Source organism: Marinobacter sp. LV10R510-11A (genome assembly GCF_900215155.1).
In the GTDB taxonomy this organism is placed as follows: Bacteria; Pseudomonadota; Gammaproteobacteria; order Pseudomonadales; family Oleiphilaceae; genus Marinobacter.
The window spans coordinates 3,158,253-3,177,834 of record NZ_LT907980.1; the positions used below are offsets into that span (position 1 = coordinate 3,158,253).

The following is a 19,582-nucleotide window of genomic DNA, read 5'->3' on the forward strand; positions in this document are numbered from 1 at the left end:
TTTTGGGGCTTAAGTTGATGACATTGGCCCTTGACCCGACTAACCACCTTGTTGTATTGATCCAGGTATTCAGTGCTTAACGTTGTAATGCACCGGCTTCCAAGTTGCTCTTGAGTAATAAGGTAATCAACAGAAGCACGCATGCCGGAACCCCGGGTTACTACTAAACTTAGCTATGCTATACAAATTATCAAGTTAGCCTGTGGCGTTTGCCCGGCTCACCAAATGTCACAAAGTATCAAATCACGATCTGTTAAGATTTCGTTAGCTGGCTTTACTAAGGATCCCGAATGAGCGACACGGAAACCGAAAAAAACGACTCGCAGCGCTAATCCGACTGGGGCTACTTGACACCCCTCCGGAAGAACGTTTTGAGCGCTTTACCCGGATCGCACGCCAGCATTACCAAGTTAAAACCGCACTATTTACTGTGCTGGATCATGACCGCCAATGGTTCAAATCCAAGCAGGGGCTTGATGTAACTGAAACACCCCGCTCTGTCGCCTTTTGCGATCATGCCATACGGCAGGATCAGATTTTTGTGGTTGAAGACGCCACCCAAGACCCACGTTTTCGCAACAACCCCCTGGTGCTGGATAGCCCGCATATCCGTTTTTACGCCGGTATGCCGGTGTATGAGCCAAGCGGCTTCAAAATCGGCAGCCTGTGCATTATTGACGACAAGCCAAGGCAGTTCAGCGAGAAAGATCTGGATGTGCTCCGCACCCTCGCCACTATGCTTGAGGAGGAGTTGAAGCGCTCTTACATTGAATCGGATAATAGCGAATATGTACCTGTATCTCATCTCAACCGTGCCATCCACCGTGCACAGAGCGTTTTCCTTAACAGCGATAACGAACGCTCAGCGTTTGAACAGATGCTCAATGATCTGTTGGTCCTAACGGGGAGCCAGTTTGGTTTTATTGGGGAAGTTCTGCACGAACCCAATGGCACACCATTTTTAAAGATCGGTGCCATCACCAACATCGCCTGGAGCCCCGCAACGCAGGCGCTGTATCAGGAGGGAGAGCGCCGGCGCACGATTTTCGACGGCCTAGACAATATTCTCGGGCAACCCATGGTGATTGGCGAGACCATCATCTCTAACAACCTGGCTACAGATTCGCGCCGCGGCGGCCTGCCCAATCGCCATCGACTCACCGAACTGTTTGAGCAGGAACTCTATGAGGCCGGCCGAAGAAACGGCACAGTGTCCGTGTGTTATATCGATCTAGACGGCTTCAAAACCATCAACGACAACCATGGCCATGCAGTAGGCGATGCGGTGCTCCGATCCGTAGCCGCCAAATTACAGACCACTGTGCGTTCTCACGATATTGTGGCCCGCTTGGGCGGTGACGAGTTTGTGGCCATACTTCGGGATGTGGACGATGAACGGGCCTACGCCCGGCTTCTGGATGCAATCCGCCAGCCCATCAGCTTCCGGCACAATGTGCTTCAGGTTTCCGGGAGCATGGGGGTCACTGTGTACCCAGACGATGACACAGATACAGATCTACTCCTTCGCCATGCAGATCAGGCTATGTATGCCGCCAAGGAAACCGGCAAGAACTGCTTCAAGGTATTTGATCTTGCGTCCCATTCGTCCCGTAAAGAGCGGGTCCGGGTGCTCGAGCAAATCAAGGGAGCGCTGCGCCAGAAACAGATGGAGTTGTATTATCAGCCCAAAATCTGTTTTCGTAACCAGTCGGTCGATGGATTTGAAGCACTTATCCGCTGGAATCATCCAAAGGAGGGCGTTCTAAGCCCCGGCCACTTTCTAGAGCATATCGAATACACAGAGTACGCCCGCACCCTGGGGAATTTTGTGATTCGTGAAGGTGTAAAGCGGCTCATGGAGTTTGCGCAGCAAGATCTGCAGTACACGTTGAGCATCAACCTGAGCCCATCGCACTTCCTCAGCCAACAGTTCCGGAACGATTTATCCGATGCTCTGAGCGATTGCCCAAGAGAATTACGCAGCCACCTTATTCTGGAAATTCTGGAAACCACGGCGATGGACGATACAGAAACCGTCCTGAAAAACTTGGAGGCTTGCCGGGAGCTTGGTGTAGACGTGCCTCTGGATGATTTTGGAACCGGGTACTCGTCGCTGGATTATTTGCGTCGGCTACCGGCACAAGAGATCAAAATCGACCGCTCGTTCGTAATGGATATGCTGAACGATACAGACGACGCCATGATTGTTAGTCTATCAAAGAGTTTCAAGCGGCGGCTGGTTGCCGAAGGCATTGAAAGTGCAGATGTTGAAAGCAAACTGATAGCGCTTGGGTGTGACCTAGGCCAAGGATTTTTCTACAGCAAACCACTTCCGCTCTCCGAGGCTCTGCTCTGGGCTGCAAATTTTCGATGGGAAGGCAGATTAACGGTTTAAAACCAACCGCGCGGGTAAATAGCGCGCAATAGGAGAATAAAGCATGATCGGATACGTGACCATTGGTGTCAGCGATATGGAACAAGCCAAGAAGTTCTACACGGGCCTTCTGGGTGATATGGGCGCAAAGGTTCTGCTAGATTTGGGCCGCATTGCGTTCATTGGTGAAAGCATGAAATCCCCAATGATGGCTGTTTGCACGCCGTTCGACGGCACGCCAAACCATCCCGGTAACGGCAATATGCTGGCACTTCAACCGGGCTCAAAAGAGGCCGTTGATGCCTACTACCAAAAAGCCATTGAGCTGGGCGCAACCTGCGACGGCGAGCCGGGGCAGCGTATTCCGGACCAGTTCTACGGTGCCTACGTGAAAGATCTGGATGGCAACAAGCTGGCATTTTTCCACTTCGGTTGATGCTATCTGTTTGAAAGCTGGGGCTGCTTTATTCAGCAGTCTCTGTTTCAAACCACCACCCTGGCAACAATCCCCGAATCTGCGGCTGCAAAAAGCGATCGTCTATTAGCCAAATCACGCCTTGATCCTCTGGTGTGCGAATGACTCTTCCAGCGGCCTGAGCCACTTTCTGTAGGCCAGGAATCAAATAGGTGTATTCGTAGCCTGAGCCAAAACGCTGCTGCAGGCGATGTTTGAGAATCTCATGCCAGGCATCGAAAGGCGGTAAGCCCAGAGTGGCTACAAACGCACCAATCAACTGATCTCCCGGTAAATCAATTCCCTCACTGAAAACACCTCCCAGAACCGCAAAAGCAACGCTGCCGGATTCTTCCCGGAACCCTGCCAGAAAATTCCGACGCTGTTGCGGGCTCATTCCGGGATGCTGCGATCGTTGGGGTACATCCGGGGCAAGGCTGCCCAATGCTGCGTTTATCTCGTTCAGATACTTAAAACTGCTGAAAAACGCCAGATAGTGCCCCGGGCGCTCCCGGTATTGTTGGGCTATTAGCGTGGCGATTGTCTCCACCGGCGCGGTGCCGGCGTCTGCGTGGTCACGGATAACGCCCTGCCACGCACGGGCGGTTCGATCCAGGTGCGGTTTCAAAGCCTTGGGCGCGGTTTTGCGTATTCTTAACAACCGCTGCTGATCCAACTGCACCGAATACATGCCCCGGCCGCGATCTACTAGGTTGTGGGCTTCGTCTATCAGAAGCGCCGTTTTCCAGTTGTTCTGCCGGGTGAGCCCGTGGAGCAGAGCAGACTGATCAAACATCCTGTTCACATCGCCAATCACCAGATCGCACCAGCGCGCCATCTCCTGGGCCAGAAAATAGGGGCAAATGTTGTGGCCAGCGGCGATCTTCGCCAGCACTTCCTGAGTGAGCGTGGTGCCCGCTTGGGCGGCTTCGGCCCGAGCATCTGGCAACCGGTCGAAGAAGCCTTTAGCAAGTAGGCAGGAATCACCGTGGCAGGCTTTATCTGGGTGTTCGCAGGCATCCGCCTTGGCCACCAACTCCAACGTGCGCAAAGGCCAAATCTGCGGTGCTTCTTGCGCGGCACGCAGGCGTTCCACGGCGTCCACAGCCAATTGTCGGGCGGTATTGCGGCAAGTGAGATAATAGAGCCGGTCGTGTTCTGCGGCGGGCATGGCCATCAGCGCAGGGAACAGAGTACCGAGGGTTTTACCCAAACCAGTAGGCGCTTCCAGCAGCAGCGTGCCGCCCTTCACCGTATTTTTGTAGACAGTTTCGGCAAGCTGACGCTGGCGGGGACGAAACTGCGGGAATGGAAAGCGCAGGCCAGCAAGGCGAATGTCGCGTTGTTCCCGGTGGTGGGCTTCCTGTTCTGCCCAGAGTCGGTAACGGTCACATAGGGCTTCCACTTCTTGCCACAGCTCACCCGCGCGGGCAGTTTCAGCGACCGACGTTTCACGTTTTTTGCCGATATCGAAATAAACCAGCGCTAGCTTCAAGGTTTTGCGCTTTTCCTGACGGCAGAGTAGAGCGCCGTAGGCCCGTAACTGAGCCCGATGCAACGCCCGCTGATGGGGCCGGATGCGGGACACATCGCCACGGTGGGTTTTTATTTCATCTAGCAGGCCAGAGTGTGGGTTATACACATCGGCTCGGCCATAAAGCTCTAACCCCATGCATTCTCCAGTAAGTGAATACTCGCTTTTATAGCCGTATCCGCGCTTACCCTGAAGCGCCTGATGGCCGGCCATACCCTCTTCGGCACTGGGCGCCGGGGTGTAGCGAAAGTCCAAGTCGCCTTCCCGGCCTGCGAACTCGCAAAGGGTTCTCACCGCAACCTTCACGGTGTGGCTCCGCTGTCTTGCCAGCGCAGATAGCACACGCTGGCAGCAATGCCTTGGCGGGCAAAAAAATGCAGCCAACGGATCTGGTGATCTTGCAGCCGGTCGCCGGGGCCTTTTACTTCGATCATTTCGTAACGGGGCTTATCGCTCGGGTTTTCCGGATAGACGCGTATAAGATCGGGGAAACCGCTGCGATGTTCGCGGATATTCAAAAGCAAACGTTCGAACAGGATCTGCAAATCGGTCGCGGAAATGCAATCCAGCGCCAGATTCAGCAGCTCTTCACTCAGCGTCGGCCAGGTCACAAAGGGATTAGTAATGCCCTGTTTGGCGGCGTAAGTATTCAGGATTTTCTGGCGATAACTGCCATCCTGCAACGCCGCAAAACACCGATCAAACTCGACTTGCCGACGAGTTACAAAATCATCCCGCACAAGATCCGCCGGGCCGGTGTGGAAGGGGTGAAAGAAAGCACCGGGTATGGCTTTGAAAATCGTGTGCCAGCACAGCAGCCCGAACAAGCCGGTGATCAGGGTGTTTTCTACATAGAACACTGGGGCTTCGGAGGTGGACAGGTGATCCCGAACTACTGTTTCAACAGAGCCACCGGTTTGGGGCAGAATTAGCGTGAGCTCGCGGATCTCTGGGTTCTGTGGTGCTGGCGGAACGGGCTGGCCCACTTTTGCCGCCAGTCGCTTCAGAATACGCGTCAAGCCTTGGGCTTCGGCATCGCTTAATTCCTTGTTCTGCCAGCGCGCGGCTATAGCCCATGCCTCCTCAAAGCGCTTCATCCGTTCCAGCAGTCGCAGGCGTTTCAAACCAGCCTCCCGGTGACCACTGGCGGCGAGTGCATCTAAAGCCAGTTCACGCTCACCCTGTCGTTCCGCCTGCCGGCCCAATTCCAACAATAGACGATTGCGGCGACTGCTCAGCCAAGGGTTATCTGAGTCATCCGGAACCTCTCTCCAAACTTCTTTAGCTGGCACGCCGGCATCCAAACTCTCGCGGCAGTGGTGCATGGCCAAGTAGATATCCACCTCGCTGCGCCGGGAAAACGCTCGTGCCTCGGGGGTAAATTCCACCGTCTCATAGCGGTGATGGCCCAGCTCCACCAGTACAAAATCTGACCAGCTCTGCCGCAAGTTGCCGAAAAACATCAGGCGGACACGATCGAATAGCGCCATCGGGATAACCCGCACCACGAATTTTGCATCGCCACCCAGCCAGTCGTTTAGTGTGCGGGCATCGGCGAATATGTACTGCAAAGCTTCGCGCATTCCGGCCTTAGGCAGATTTTTAGCGAATCCCTCTGCCATTAAAACCGGCGCAAAGGTCGGGCGCAGTTCGGCCAGGGTAAACAAGCGAAAGAGGTCATCCAGAGTCAGCAGTGGGTCGGCATCCAACCAGTCATCGGAAATCAGCTCGGCCAGTGCGTCAGCTTCAGGGCTTCCCAGCTCTGGATACTTCAACTTGTCAGCGCGAAACAAATCACCGCTGCGCATTACCATACGGGTCAGCAATGCCCGGGCAGATCGGGGTAACTCTAAGAAATCGTGCAGGCGCGCACGCTCCGGCTCCAGCAGCAGATCCGCGTGGTGATTGGCTACCCATGCAACTACCGTTTCCATGTTTTGCAGGTAGTACAGGGGGTTTTCAAGATCGGCCGCTGTGGGCCAAAAATCTGGAACATGCTTGCTCATAGAAACACGGCTAGACCTTACTGCAAATGTACGCTTATGTGAGTTCTAACACTGGCGCCTGAATTTACTTTATTTCTTTAGCTTGATTTAGCACACCCTCCAGAATTGGCTCACTGATACGCGATGGAAACTCGCCTGGCAACAAGGCTTCCACTTTGCTGATAGCGCTAGGTACCTGCTTAGCGATCTCGCCAAGTAGTTCGCTCGCTCTTTTGCTGGAAAAACCAACTTGATGGGCAGTACTTATGAAATGCTGTGGTTGGATGCGAGCCCAATGATAGTGGCGTTGTCGACCTTTAACGGACATGGCCATTTTTGCTTGTTGCGGTGCCAGACTGCCTTGCGCCATAAGTGGGTAGGCTGAGATCACATCGTAGAGTGGTGTCATCCGAAAGGCGGAGCCAGGCTCTATGAAAAGGCTGAAATTTTTTGCATGACCATCAATCGCCGAAAGCAGCCAAAACAGTATCTGCGCTTTGAAGAAGGTTTCGCGATCCTTGTTCGCTGCCTGTGAGCCAAGAAGGAGCTTCATTCCATCGTGAATTCCTGGACCGCCATCGCTCTCGTACTTGATCGCCGGAGCCACACCGAGAGCTTGGCAGAAGTCTTCCTGAGGTAATCGCATCAGCCAGGTGGAATCTTTCGACCAGCGTCGATCAAAGCGTTCTACAATCAGAACCTTCTGACGGCCAAACTGCCCAAGTTCAGCGTTAGCCGTTGGCACCCCAAAGGCTTTCAGGAATTGCAGGCAGAGCCATTCATTCTCACCGCTTTCACGAAGATCAATATTGCTATGATCCAAGAAGCCGATTGGAAGTTTAAAAATATGACTAGTGGGCGTGCTCCCAGTGGGAAGCTGCCAATGACCCTGATGCCAGAGCAACGCGGTTTTTTCCTGAGCACCCGCCAGAGAAATACGGAATTCATTTTCCCGCGCCATTCCCAGCGGTGCGTTTTGATAGTTGCCGAGTAGGTGTTCTATGGCGGTGGCACCAAGTGATTCTGCTGTCACCGCTCGGATATCCGGCAGCACACAATCCTGAGGGTATAGCTGAATGGCACCAATACAGTCACGACCAACGCTTCCAAGTAAGTCAAAGGGATGGCGTGTAGGAGCGCTGAAGCGTGCCTGCATGCGAGATCTTATAGCATCCGAATCCGGCAGCAGGTTATCAAAAAAATTAAAAACCAGCGCGCCTCGATAAACCTTTGGAGAAAGCGGCAGTGAAAGAGAAATAGCTCGGGCGCCGGGTTGATTTAACCATGCGGGATAATACTGAAAGGCCATAGCGCCGGAGTTTTCCAGTGTCAGCTTTCCCACCTCAATGCCGTTCAGGGCCACAATCAAGTCAGGCATGTATCATCACCATTCTTCGCTCCAACCGCCTATCGGGTCCGATGCACTGCGTTCCACCACACGCAACTCGAGGTCAAGGGCGGAGAGAAGCTTGAACAGAGTCTCGACTCGGCTTTTCTCCGGATGATTCTCAAAACTGGAAACCGTGGCCTGCTTCACACCAACTTTGGCCGCAGTAGACTGTTGGCTAAGATCTTGACGGTGCCTGGCATTTTTTATAGCCGTGGACAGAGCTTCCGGAGATGTTATTTTCATGGTTATACCCTTTGGCGGATAGTTTAATTATTATACCGTATAGAGGATAAAGTCAACATTATCCTCTATAGGGTATAGGCTGTGTTAGTTAATCCAAAATAGAATTACATACACCCATAAGACTTGGACTGTCCGCTTCTTCGATCACATGCGGTAACCTGTGATATCAGGAATCGAATCAGAGACTAAACAGGGAAATCCATGCCCCAAAACGCCGCCATCACCCCCGGCTTTCACGCCGTTCATGCCAACCATCTGGAAGACCTGCGCCGGGCCGTGGTGTTTATATGTCAGCAAAACCCGCTGCCGCCGCTGCAGAGCGAAACCTTTCTGGTGCAGAGCAATGGTATTGCCCAGTGGTTGAAGTTGGCACTGGCGGAAAAGCGCTCTGAGGATGGCAGTGAAGGCGGGCTGGGCATCGCGGCCGGTATGGATTTCCTGTTTCCGGCGCGGTTTATCTGGCAAGCCTACCGCGCCGTGCTGCCGGATGGCGAAGTGCCAGAGCAATCCCCCTTTGATAAGCGCCGGCTGGTGTGGCGGCTTTACCGGTTGCTGCCGGAACTGGTGCAAACGGACGAAGTGTTCAACCCGCTGGCGCGCTTTCTGGAAGGCACCGACACGGATTTGCGGGCGTTCCAGTTGGCGGAGAAAGTGGCGGATCTGTTTGATCAGTATCAGGTATTCCGCGCCGACTGGCTGGCGGCCTGGGAACAAGGACGGGATGTGGTGATCAGCACTCGAAACGGTGAAAAACCGATTGAGGAAGACACCCGCTGGCAGCCCATGCTGTGGCGCAAACTGGTGGAAGACACAGGTGCTGAAGCCCACACCAGCCGCTCGCAGATTCATACCCGGTTTATGGCTGAGGGCCAGCGCATAACCGCGCCCGCTCACCCGAACCGCCTACCTAAGCGCATTGTGGTGTTCGGGGTATCGTCGTTGCCCCGACAGGCGCTGGAAGCGCTTTATGTGCTCAGCCGATTCAGCCAGGTGGTGCTGTGTGTTCACAACCCCTCGCAGTTTTACTGGGCCGATATTGTCAGCGACCGAGAACTGCTGAAAGCTGAGCGCAAGCGCGGTGCCCGTCACCCAACCCTGTCGCAAATTGATGATGCCGACCAATTGCACCAGCACGCCAACCCGTTACTAGCCGCCTGGGGCAAACAAGGCCGGGATTACATCCGCCTGCTGGATGAGTTCGACAACCCCGACGAATACCGCGCCAGTTTCCAGACGCCGGATCAGAAAATCGACATCTTCTCGGAACACGGCACTGGGCAGGCAACTTGTTTGTTACACCAGCTGCAAAATGACATTTATAACCTGACCCCGCTGCAGGAGATTCGCAACGAACAGCGCGAGCTGGATCTGACTATGGATCGCTCAGTGGCCTTCCACGATGCCCACAGCCCCCAGCGGGAAGTGGAAATTCTGCACGACCAACTGCTGGCCCGCTTCAACGCTGACTCCACGCTGCGGCCTCGAGACGTGATGGTGATGGTGCCAGATATCAACGTGTACGCACCCCATATTCAGGCAGTGTTTGGCCGCTATTCGGCGGGGCGCAACCGTCACATTCCGTTCACTATTTCCGATCAGGGCCAGCGCAACCACGAACCCGTGCTGATTGCCCTGGAAACGCTGATGTCGTTGCCGCGCAGTCGGTTCGGGGTGAGTGAGATCATCAGCCTTTTAGAGGTACCCGGCATCCGTGACCGTTTCGAAATTACCGAAGAGGAAATTCCCTTGGCCCGGCGCTGGGTTGAGGGCGCCAACATCCGCTGGGGTCTGCACGGTGCCCACCGGGAAAGCCTGGAGCTGCCAGCAGATCTGGAGCGCAACACCTGGCAATCCGGTTTACGCTCCATGCTGCTCGGTTACGGCATGGGCGACGACGACCCGTGGGCTGGGGTTCAGCCCTATGGCGAAATTGGCGGGCTGCAGGCCAGCCTCGCGGGACGCCTTGGCGAGTTTGTGTATCGCCTGGAAACTCTGTGGCAGGAACTACAAGAAAGCCGCTCGCCTCAGCAGTGGGAAGAATTGTTCTCCGCCATGCTGGAGCAGTTTTTCCACAAAGTAGAAAGCCACGACCTGTTGCTGCTGAACCGCTTCCGCCGGCAACTGGAACAATGGCTGGACGACACACTCGCCGCAGGGTTAGATCAGCAACCGCTGCCACTGAATATCGTAAAAGACGTGTTGCTGGAAGGCCTGGACGAAGGTGGCCTGAACCAGCGCTTCTTGGCGGGCAAGGTCAACTTCGCCACGCTGATGCCCATGCGTGCGATTCCCTTCCGCAGTGTGTGCCTGCTGGGCATGAACGATGGCGATTATCCACGTTCGCGGCCGCCGGTAGATTTTGATTTGATGGCGCAGGACTATCGCCCCGGCGACCGTTCCCGCCGGGAAGACGACCGTTACCTGTTTCTAGAAGCCATGCTGTCGGCCCGCGAACAGCTTTACATCAGTTGGGTAGGGCGCAGCATTCGCGACGACTCACCAAGGCCACCGTCGGTTCTGGTGGGCCAGCTGCAGGATCACCTCGACAATCTCTGGCAGGTACCAAACCAGCCAGGCGATTCGGTGACAGCCGCGCTAACCACCAGCCATCCACTGCAGCCGTTCAGCCGAGATTATTTCCCTCAAGCCCAACACGCTCGTAGCCTGTTCACCTACGAGCACGAATGGCGCAGCGCCCATGGCAATGGCGCGGCAGAGTATCAACAAGAAGCATTGCCGTTTCAGCAGCCTGAGGAACCCATCACCCTCAACGATCTAGCCGGCTTCTTGAAAAAGCCTGTAGATACTTTCTACCAACGCCGGCTGCAGGTGCGCTTTGAGGATGTGGAAGACGACGACACGGATACCGAAAACTTTGATCTGAACGGCCTCGACCGCTGGCGCTTAGATACCGAACTGGTTGAACAAGGGCTGCTAAAAGCCGGCAGTGAAGAAGAATTACACGAACGCCTAGAAAGCACTCTGGACCGTATGGCGCGGCGCGGCGACCTTGGCATGGGTGTAACGGAACACCGGCTGCGCAATGAGCTCTCAGGCCGCCTGCCAGATCTGTTCGAGCGGTATCAAGGCGCTCTAGCCGAGTGGCCCGAAGCGATCAGCGAACCTGTGCAGTTTGAACACTACCTGACCAACAGCACGGGTTCTGTGGAAGTGCTGGATTTGATCGGCAACCTGCGCCGCAATCCTGAAGGTCAATGTTGTCGGTTGGTCATCGCCGGTTCCAGTTTGCTCAGTGGTAGCGGCAGCAGTAAAAAACTACGCTACGCCAATCTAATGCGCGACTGGGTGACTCATCTGGCCGGCCAACTGACAGACCAGCCTTTCGAGACCCTGATTCTAGGTAAGGAAGAAGGCCGCAAAGTCCGTTTTGCACCTCTGGCACGTGAAACTGCAACCAAACACCTAAACGCCATACTGGCTCGCTGGATAGAGGCCAGCACCCGCGCCTTGCCGCTGCACTGTGAGGCCGGTTTTGCCTGGATTTACAGCTTCTACCAGAGCAAAAAGTTCCTCGGTGACCACGAGCGTGCCATCAGCGACGCCCAACAGGCCTACACAACCGCCCTGGAACGCGACACAGGCTACCTGCGAGGCGCTTTCGAGAACGCCGAACGGCTGCTCGAAAGCGGTGAATTCGAAGCGCTTCTGCACGCACTCTATGTGCCTCTATGGGAAGCCGAGCAGGGCAAATCCGCCGCCGAGCAAATTGAGGGCAAGCTATGACGGCCATAACAACTGAGCCAGCTGTGATAAAGGGAAACCCGAATCTTGACCCTCTCACGCTGCCTCTGAACGGCAGCACCCTGATTGAGGCGAGTGCCGGTACCGGCAAAACCTTCACCATTGCCATTTTGTACGTGCGTTTGGTGCTGGGCCATGGCCAGCCCGAGGGCAGTGCTCTGGCTGCGGGCATGTTGCCGCCAAACTTGCTGGTGGTCACCTTTACCGACGCTGCCACCAAGGAGCTTCGGGATCGCATTCGCACCCGGCTGACTCAGGCCGCCGAGGTGTTTTCCGATGCCGCCAACGGTATCCAGCCCTCAGCAGAAACCGCGCTGATTCACCAGCTCCGGGACGACCATTATCCAGACGCAGCAACCTGGCCAGATTGCCGCAAAAAGCTGCTGCTGGCTGCCGAGTGGATGGACGAAGCCGCGGTGTCCACCATTCACGCTTGGTGCAACCGAATGCTCACCGAGCATGCCTTCGACAGCGGCAGCCTGTTCCGTCTCAAACTTGAAACCGACCAGAGCGATCTGCTGGATGAAGTGGTGCGGGATTACTGGCGAACGTTTATCTATCCGCTGTCACCGGACCTGATGGACGAAGTGGTGGAGCACTGGAAAACCCCAGACAGCCTGCGGGCAGCCGTGCGCAACCTGATTGGCGACGCCGATTCTTTCGAAGTAGCTACCGACGATGTGAAACAGGCCATCGAAGTCACTGTGCAGCGGCGAAGGGAACACGCTAAGGCTCTAAAAGCTCACCCCTGGGCCGACTGGGCGCCCGAAGTCACCGACATGCTGATCGAGCTCAACAAGAGCAAACGCCTGCACGGCGGCAGCATGAAGCCAATGATTGCCGCCTGGGACAAACTGCTGGACTGGGCCGCTTCCGATGAGCTCTACCCGGAAGGGCTAGAGAAAGCCGGCTTCCAGAACCAGACACGGGAAATACTAGCCAGCAAACTTAAAGGCGAGGGAGATGTGCCTCACCATCCGGCCTTTGATGTCATCGAAGAACTGATCGCCTTTGCAGAGAACCTGCCTAGCGCTGAGGCCGATATTCTAAAACACGCCACTCGCTGGATTGCGGCGCGGCTGGAATCAGAAAAACAGAAACGCTCAGAAATGGGCTTTGACGATCTTCTCACGCGCCTAGACGATGCCCTTCATGGCCCCCGTGGCGATCAACTGGCCGCCACCATCCGCCGCCAATTCCCGGTGGCGCTGATCGACGAATTCCAAGACACAGACCCGGTGCAATATCGTATCTTCAACCGCATTTATCGGGTTGCAGAGAATCACCCGGATACCTGCCTGCTGATGATCGGCGATCCGAAACAAGCCATTTACGGCTTCCGCGGCGCCGATATATACACCTATCTGGATGCACGCACAGGGGCCCGCGATCGCACCTGGACCCTGGGCCGCAACTTCCGTTCGTCCAAGCCCATGGTGAAAGCGGTCAACCGGGTGTTCGAGCATGGCGATCAGAACAGCCCAGAGGGCGCGTTCCTGTTCGGCAAAGGCGATACCTCACCGCTGCCATTTCAGGGCGTGGAGGCCAATGGCACCAAACGCCTATGGTCGGTGAACGGCGACATTCAGCCCAGCCTTACTCTGTGGTCACTGGAAAGCGATCAGGAAGACAAAAACGGCAACCGCAAAAGCCTGGCCAAAGGCACCGCAACTACCGAGGTGGCTGAAACCTGTGCCAGCGAAATTGCACGCATGCTCACCTTGGGCCAGCAAAGTTTGGCGGGTTTTGCTCTTGAAAGTGACCCGGATGACATAGAACCAGTAGAACCCAAAGACATCGCCATTTTGGTGAACAATCGCAACGAAGCAGCTGCGGTGCGTGATGCTTTGGGCCAAAGGTGCATCAAAAGCGTGTACCTGTCCGACCGGGATTCGGTACTCACCTCTCAGGAAGCAAGTGAGGTGTTGTGCTGGCTCAAAGCCTTTGCCGAACCCCAGCAGTTGGCTTATGCCCGGGCGGCACTGGCCACGCCCACACTGGGTTTACCGTGGAGCTATCTTGACCAGTTGCTCACCGACGAGATGGCACTAGAGCGGGAAATCGAGCGTTTTACGGGCTACCAGAAGCAGTGGCATAGCCAGGGCGTGCTGCCCATGTTGCGCAGCTTTTTGATGGATTTTGAAGTGCCCGGGCGGTTACTGCAGCGCCCGGACGGCGAGCGCCGACTAACAGACATTCTGCACATTGCCGAACTGCTACAGCAGGACAGCCTGCAACTGGATGGCGAACACGCGCTGGTGCATCACTTCACCCAGATTTTGCGGGCGGCAGATGAAGAAGACGAGCACCGCACCTTGCGCCTGGAAAGCGATGCCGGGCTGGTGAAAGTCATCACTGTGCACAAGTCTAAAGGCCTGGAATACCCGCTGGTGTTCCTGCCTTTTGGCACCGCGTTTCGCGCGCAGAGTGAAAAACAGTCGTTCGTGCGCTATCACGATGACAACTCACAGTTGATTACAGTATTCGACCCCACCCCCGAAGACGTCGCCCGGGCAGATAAGGAACGGCTAGGCGAAGACATCCGCAAACTCTACGTGGCCCTTACCCGCGCCCGCTTCGCCACCTGGGTAGGTGTTGCTGAGATTGAAAACTGGCACCTCAGTGGCTTAGGTTATCTGCTGGGCGGTGAACCTGCGGCACAAAAGCCGCTGAGTGACGCCCTAAACCATCTGGTTAATCGCCACACCGAGCTATGTGCCGAAGCGCTACCGGGCGCCACCGACCTACATTATGCGCAGGAGGCGCCCGCTGCACTCGGGCCCGCACTGATCTCAACCCGCGAAGCCCGGGAAGACTGGTGGATTGCCAGCTACTCCTCTCTGGAATACACCGGGCTCACCGGCACGGGCATTGTGTTTACCAGCGAAGCGGAAGACGCTGAAACCCAAAACTTGCGGGAAGAGGGCAGCCACAACAGCGACGAGGAAAGTCTGATTATTCCGCTCAGCCACAGCCAGCATCATTTCCCCAAGGGCGCAGGCCCGGGTACGTTCCTGCATGATTTGCTGGAGTGGTGCGCGCAGCAGGGGCTGCAACATGTTGTGGATAACCCGTTGCCGCTACGCGAACAGCTCACCCGCCGCTGCAGCACTCGCGGCTGGAGTGATTGGGCAGACACTCTGGAGCAATGGATACTCGCACTGATCCAACAACCGCTGCCGTTGAGCCGCAGTGGTGACGAAAGCACCAACCTGGCCAGCCTAGGTACGCTGCGCCCAGAATTGGAGTTCTGGTTTGAAAGCCGCAACGTCAGCACCCGAGCTATGGACAAGCTGGTCACTCAATACACTCTTAATGGGGCTGACCGGCCGCAAGTCGATGGCGGGCGCTTCAACGGCATGCTGAAAGGCTTCATCGACCTGGTGTTTGAACATAACGGGCAGTATTACGTGCTGGACTATAAATCTAATTATCTCGGCGATAACGACAGCGCTTACACAGATCAGGCCATGGGCGAAGCCATTCTGGAGAGGCGCTACGACCTGCAATACGTTCTCTATCTACTGGCCCTGCATCGCTTGTTGAAAGCACGGCTGCCGGATTATGACTACGACCAGCATATAGGTGGCGCGGTGTACCTGTTTTTACGCGGCATACATGCGCCGGGTGCCGGGGCGTTTACCGACAAACCGCCCAGAGCATTGATTGAACAACTGGATGCTATGTTTGACGGCAAGGCAGCCCCCGGGGAGGTGGCGGCATGAGCAAAAACCGGAATACCGACAACCAGTTTGCCTTTGATCTGGACGAAGCTCTCGATTCGGACAAGACGGCACCCGTTGCAGCCGATCATGGCAATACCAGCCTTGCTCTAGCTCGGACAGAAACGGTTCTTGAGCTGCTGGATAATTGGCAACAAGCCGGCTGGATTCGCCCACTGGATGTGCGCTTTGCGCGGCTGATCCAAGACCTGTCGGAAGAACAGGGCGAAGCACCAAAACCGCTGGTTCTATTACTCGCCGCCCTGACTTCCCATCAGGTGGGCCGGGGCCACGTGTGCGTGGATCTGGCAACCCTGCTGGCCGATGCGGATACCACTTTATCGTTGCCTCCAGAAGAACCGAACGGAGCCGGTCCTGTTCGAAATCGGGACAACACAGCTAGCTCTTCAGCAGGTTCGGCAACCGCTGGCATAGGCCAGATCGGGCCAGGCGATCTCTTGGCCCGAGTGTCTATCCAGGATTGTCTCGCCGCCATGGGGGCGGCTTTATCGGTAAGTGATGGCTCACACACTACACCATTGGTGTTGAACGGTACCCGCCTGTACTTGCGCCGTTTCTGGCGATATGAGCAACAGATTGCCGCCGGCATTCTGCAGCGTTTGGCACAGCCGTCCCCTTTGGCCGATCCGGCCTCACCCGCCGCCAATACTCTGAGCCAAGCGCTGGATACTCTGTTTAAACCACAGGACTCTGTGGACTATCAAAAGCTGGCTTGCGCGCTGGCAGCCCGCAACCGTTTCGCAGTCATTACCGGCGGTCCCGGCACTGGCAAAACCACCACCGTGGTAAGCCTACTTGCAGCCTTACAATCTGTTGCGGGCGAATCCACAGAACGAGATGGGCGAAAATACCGTATACGCCTAGCCGCGCCCACTGGCAAAGCCGCCGCCCGACTGAACGAATCCATTGGTGGCGCCGTCAGCCGCCTGCCACTGGCGCAGCTACCGGGGCAGGTTAGCCTTTCGGATATTCCCACCAAAGTAACCACCCTGCACCGGCTGCTAGGCAGCCGCCCAGACACCCGAAAATTCCGCCACAACCGCGACAACCCGCTGCTGGTGGATATTCTGGTGATCGATGAAGCGTCCATGGTGGACTTGGACTTGATGGCGTCGGTGTTTGATGCCCTGCCCGCCAACGCCCAACTGATCCTGTTAGGCGACAAGGACCAGCTGGCCTCGGTGGACGCCGGTGCAGTACTCGGCGAGCTGTGTCAGCGCGCACCAGACGGGCATTATCAACCAGCAACGGTGCAATGGCTGAAGACCATAACCGGCACTGACATCCCGCTGGCCCTGCAGGATCCCGAAGGCCAGCCGCTAGATCAGGCGGTGGCCATGTTGCGCAAGAGTTATCGCTTTGCCGAAGGCAGCGGTATTCGCCACCTAGCCGAAGCGGTCAACACCAACACATTAGATGCCAACACCCTGAAGCAAGCCCGTGATGCGGGATTTGAGGATGTAATATGGCTAAACGGCCACAACAAAAAACCATCTCTGGAAGGCACTCAAGCACTGATTTGCGGCCATGTGATTAACGGAAGTCCCAACGCATTTCGCAACAACGGGGAAGGGCGAATAGATGGCAACGATCAGCCCCTGCCCCCAGCGGTAGGTTACCGCCATTACTTAACCCTGATGCAGAACCACCAGCTAAACGAAAGCAGCACCACTGAACAAAGGGACGAGTTAGCCTCATCGGTATTGAAAGCCTTCAGCGATTTTCAGGTGCTGTGCGCCCTGCGCCGAGGCCCTTGGGGTGTGGAGGGCCTGAACGATCTGATCGCCCACCACTTGCTGGCACAACGACTGATTCCACGGGCCGAAGGTTGGTATGCCGGGCGCCCGGTGCTGATTACCGGCAACGATTACAATCTGGGGCTGATGAACGGCGACGTAGGCATTACCTTCAGCCTGCCTTGGGGCGCTGAGCTGCAGAACAACGGCAACAACCCTGAATCCGTGCTACGCGTAGCCTTCCCAGCCAGCGACGGCAGCGGAGACATCCGCTGGATCTCACCCAGCCGGCTGCAGCAGCTGGAAACCGTATACGCCATGACGGTACATAAATCCCAGGGCTCAGAGTTCAACCACACCTGCCTGGTGCTACCAGACCGCGTCAGCCCGGTGCTGACACGTGAGCTGGTGTATACCGGCATTACCCGTGCGAAAAGCTGGTTCAGCCTTATTACGGGCGATGCCAGCGTATTCAGCGACAGCGTAGGCCAGAGAGTGGTGCGGGCTTCTGGGTTGGCTTCGGTGCTTAGTTAATCCTGTTCGTCTTCATTGCTGTGCTGTTGCTGCATCCACAGCCGGGAGTAGTAACCATTTTTGGCTAATAGCTCACTATGCCCGCCACTCTCCACAATCTGGCCGTGATCCATTACAAGAATCGTATCTGCATCACGCACTGTGGATAAGCGGTGGGCAATAACCAGGGTGGTGCGCTGACGGCTGACTTCGTTCAAGGCCCCCAAAATAGCCTGTTCGGAAATGGAATCCAGCGACGACGTAGCTTCGTCCAAAATCAACAGCGGCGGGTTTTTCAGCAGCACACGGGCAATGGCGACGCGCTGCTTTTCACCGCCAGAGAGCTTCAAGCCGCGCTCACCCACTTTGGTGTCGTAGCCATCCGGCAGGCTGCGGATGAAATCGTCTAGGTGGGCCTGGCGGGCCGCGTGGTGTACTTCGGCTTCAGTGGCCTCTGGCTTGCCATAAGCTAGGTTGCGGTACAGGGTGTCGTTAAACAGCACGGTGTCTTGCGGCACCACGCCTATAGCGGCGCGCAGGCTGTCCTGATTAACCTCGCGAATATCTTGGCCATCTATCGTGATACAGCCCTTATCCACATCAAAGAAACGGAACAGCAGGCGGGCGAGGGTGGATTTACCTGCGCCGCTGGCACCCACAACGGCGACGGTGTGCCCGGCAGGTATAGAGAAGTCCACATCCTGCAGAATCGAGCGATCCGCACGGTAGGCAAAATGCACGTTGTGAAAGCCCACCTCGGCTTTATCCACAGCCAGCGCCGGCGCTTCACCAGCGTCTTCGATGGTCGACTTTTCACCCAGCAAGCCAAACAAGCGCTCTACATTTACCAAAGACTGACGAATTTCCCGGTACACAAAACCCAGAGCACTTAGAGGGATGAAGAGCTGAAGCAGATAGGCGTTGATCATGGTGAAATCACCCAACGTAATAGCACCACTGGCCACTTCCCGTACGGCCATCACCATGAGGGTAATCATGGCCGCCCCGATAATCAGCGCTTGGCCAGAGTTAAGGGCGGCTAGGGACAAGCGGTTTTTCAGGCGCGCCTGCTCCCACCCCGCAAGATCTTGATCGTAAAGGTCGGCTTCAAAGGTTTCGTTATTGAAGTACTTCACGGTCTCATAATTGAGCAGGCTGTCTATCGCACGGGAGTTGGACTGGTTGTCCCGGGCGTTGGCTTCGCGAACAAACTTGGTTCGCCACTCAGTAACCACAATGGAAAAAGCTATATACACCACCACGGCGATGAGGATGGCAAACATATAGCTGGCGTTAAAGGCCACCAGCAAAATGCCCGCCACCATAACGATTTCCAGCAACGTGGGAACAATGTTGAACAAGGTAAAGCGCAGCAGGAAGCTGATGCCTGTGGTGCCCCGTTCGATGTCCCGGGCCAGCCCCCCGGTTTTGCGATCCAAATGGAACGCCAGTTCACGGTCATGAAGGTGGCGAAACACTCTCAGCGATACCCGACGCATGGCGCGCTCGGCAACCCGCGCAAACACGGCATCTCGTAACTCACTGAACAACGTGCTGGTAAACCGCAACACGCCATAGGCGAACACCAGTGCCACGGGAATCCACAGAAGTAGTTCGCCACCTGCTCGGCCTTGATCTAGATAATCAACAATGTATTTCAGCGCCACAGGGGTTGCGACCGTGGCCAGCTTCGCCAGTATCAGGAAAGCGACAGACAAAATCACACGCCCACGAAACTCCGCCAGATAGGGCCAAAGCCCGGCGATCACCTTCCAATTTGGTTTTTGGTTAGCACAGTAGTCATTATCAGCGTAAGCGCGCACGGGGATTCCTTCATTATTCACAGGG

10 protein-coding genes are annotated in these 19,582 nt (G+C 55.9%); 5 read left to right on the forward strand and 5 right to left on the reverse strand.

What is annotated here, in order from left to right; genetic code table 11:
- Positions 1–337: 337 nt before the first annotated feature.
- Positions 338–2,395: a GGDEF domain-containing protein gene (locus CPH80_RS15200; RefSeq protein WP_227520507.1), complete on the forward strand. Its 2,058-nt coding sequence runs from the start codon at positions 338–340 to the stop codon at positions 2,393–2,395.
- A gap of 43 nt (positions 2,396–2,438) precedes the next feature.
- Positions 2,439–2,810: a VOC family protein gene (locus CPH80_RS15205; protein WP_096279093.1), complete on the forward strand. Its 372-nt coding sequence runs from the start codon at positions 2,439–2,441 to the stop codon at positions 2,808–2,810.
- Positions 2,811–2,838: 28 nt separating this feature from the next.
- Here the strand turns inward: CPH80_RS15205 and CPH80_RS15210 are convergent, their stop codons facing one another.
- The 4 genes from CPH80_RS15210 to CPH80_RS15225 all read right to left on the reverse strand — a co-directional run bounded on the left by CPH80_RS15210 (position 2,839) and on the right by CPH80_RS15225 (position 7,980).
- Entirely contained in the window at positions 2,839–4,668 is a 1,830-nt protein-coding gene (locus CPH80_RS15210; RefSeq protein ID WP_096279095.1) for a helicase C-terminal domain-containing protein, read from the reverse strand.
- Positions 4,665–6,368, reverse strand: a complete 1,704-nt coding sequence (locus CPH80_RS15215) for a VRR-NUC domain-containing protein (RefSeq protein ID WP_096279097.1) — start codon at positions 6,366–6,368, stop codon at positions 4,665–4,667. The genes CPH80_RS15210 and CPH80_RS15215 overlap by 4 nt, the downstream gene beginning before the upstream one ends.
- A gap of 64 nt (positions 6,369–6,432) precedes the next feature.
- Complete coding sequence (locus CPH80_RS15220; RefSeq protein WP_096279099.1) at positions 6,433–7,725, reverse strand: type II toxin-antitoxin system HipA family toxin; 1,293 nt, start codon at positions 7,723–7,725, stop codon at positions 6,433–6,435.
- 6 nt (positions 7,726–7,731) lie between these two features.
- Positions 7,732–7,980, reverse strand: a complete 249-nt coding sequence (locus tag CPH80_RS15225; protein WP_096279101.1) for a helix-turn-helix domain-containing protein — start codon at positions 7,978–7,980, stop codon at positions 7,732–7,734.
- Positions 7,981–8,181: 201 nt separating this feature from the next.
- On the opposite strand from CPH80_RS15225, the gene recC reads away from it, so the two are divergent.
- Genes recC through recD form a run of 3 tightly spaced genes read left to right on the forward strand, consistent with a single transcriptional unit; the run spans position 8,182 to position 17,755 of the window.
- Entirely contained in the window at positions 8,182–11,724 is a 3,543-nt protein-coding gene (gene recC / locus CPH80_RS15230) for an exodeoxyribonuclease V subunit gamma (protein WP_096279103.1), read from the forward strand.
- Positions 11,721–15,467, forward strand: coding sequence for an exodeoxyribonuclease V subunit beta (gene recB / locus CPH80_RS15235; protein WP_096279105.1), 3,747 nt, complete (start codon positions 11,721–11,723; stop codon positions 15,465–15,467). Before recC ends, recB begins: the two co-directional genes overlap by 4 nt.
- A complete protein-coding gene (gene recD, locus CPH80_RS15240) occupies positions 15,464–17,755 on the forward strand; it encodes an exodeoxyribonuclease V subunit alpha (RefSeq protein ID WP_096279107.1) in 2,292 nt (763 codons plus the stop codon). Before recB ends, recD begins: the two co-directional genes overlap by 4 nt.
- Here the strand turns inward: recD and CPH80_RS15245 are convergent.
- Positions 17,752–19,557, reverse strand: coding sequence for an ABCB family ABC transporter ATP-binding protein/permease (locus tag CPH80_RS15245; RefSeq protein WP_096279109.1), 1,806 nt, complete (start codon positions 19,555–19,557; stop codon positions 17,752–17,754). The two genes, recD and CPH80_RS15245, sit on opposite strands and share 4 nt — an antisense overlap.
- Between the last annotated feature and the right edge of the window lie 25 nt (positions 19,558–19,582).

What these genes read in the sequence shown, in the direction of transcription:
- CPH80_RS15205 (WP_096279093.1), top strand. Translation starts at nt 2,439, where the DNA reads ATGATCGGATACGTGACCATTGGTGTCAGCGATATGGAACAAGCCAAG.
- CPH80_RS15215 (WP_096279097.1), bottom strand. Translation starts at nt 6,368, where the DNA reads ATGAGCAAGCATGTTCCAGATTTTTGGCCCACAGCGGCCGATCTTGAA.
- CPH80_RS15220 (WP_096279099.1), bottom strand. Translation starts at nt 7,725, where the DNA reads ATGCCTGACTTGATTGTGGCCCTGAACGGCATTGAGGTGGGAAAGCTG.
- CPH80_RS15225 (WP_096279101.1), bottom strand. Translation starts at nt 7,980, where the DNA reads ATGAAAATAACATCTCCGGAAGCTCTGTCCACGGCTATAAAAAATGCC.
- recC (WP_096279103.1), top strand. Translation starts at nt 8,182, where the DNA reads ATGCCCCAAAACGCCGCCATCACCCCCGGCTTTCACGCCGTTCATGCC.
- recB (WP_096279105.1), top strand. Translation starts at nt 11,721, where the DNA reads ATGACGGCCATAACAACTGAGCCAGCTGTGATAAAGGGAAACCCGAAT.
- recD (WP_096279107.1), top strand. Translation starts at nt 15,464, where the DNA reads ATGAGCAAAAACCGGAATACCGACAACCAGTTTGCCTTTGATCTGGAC.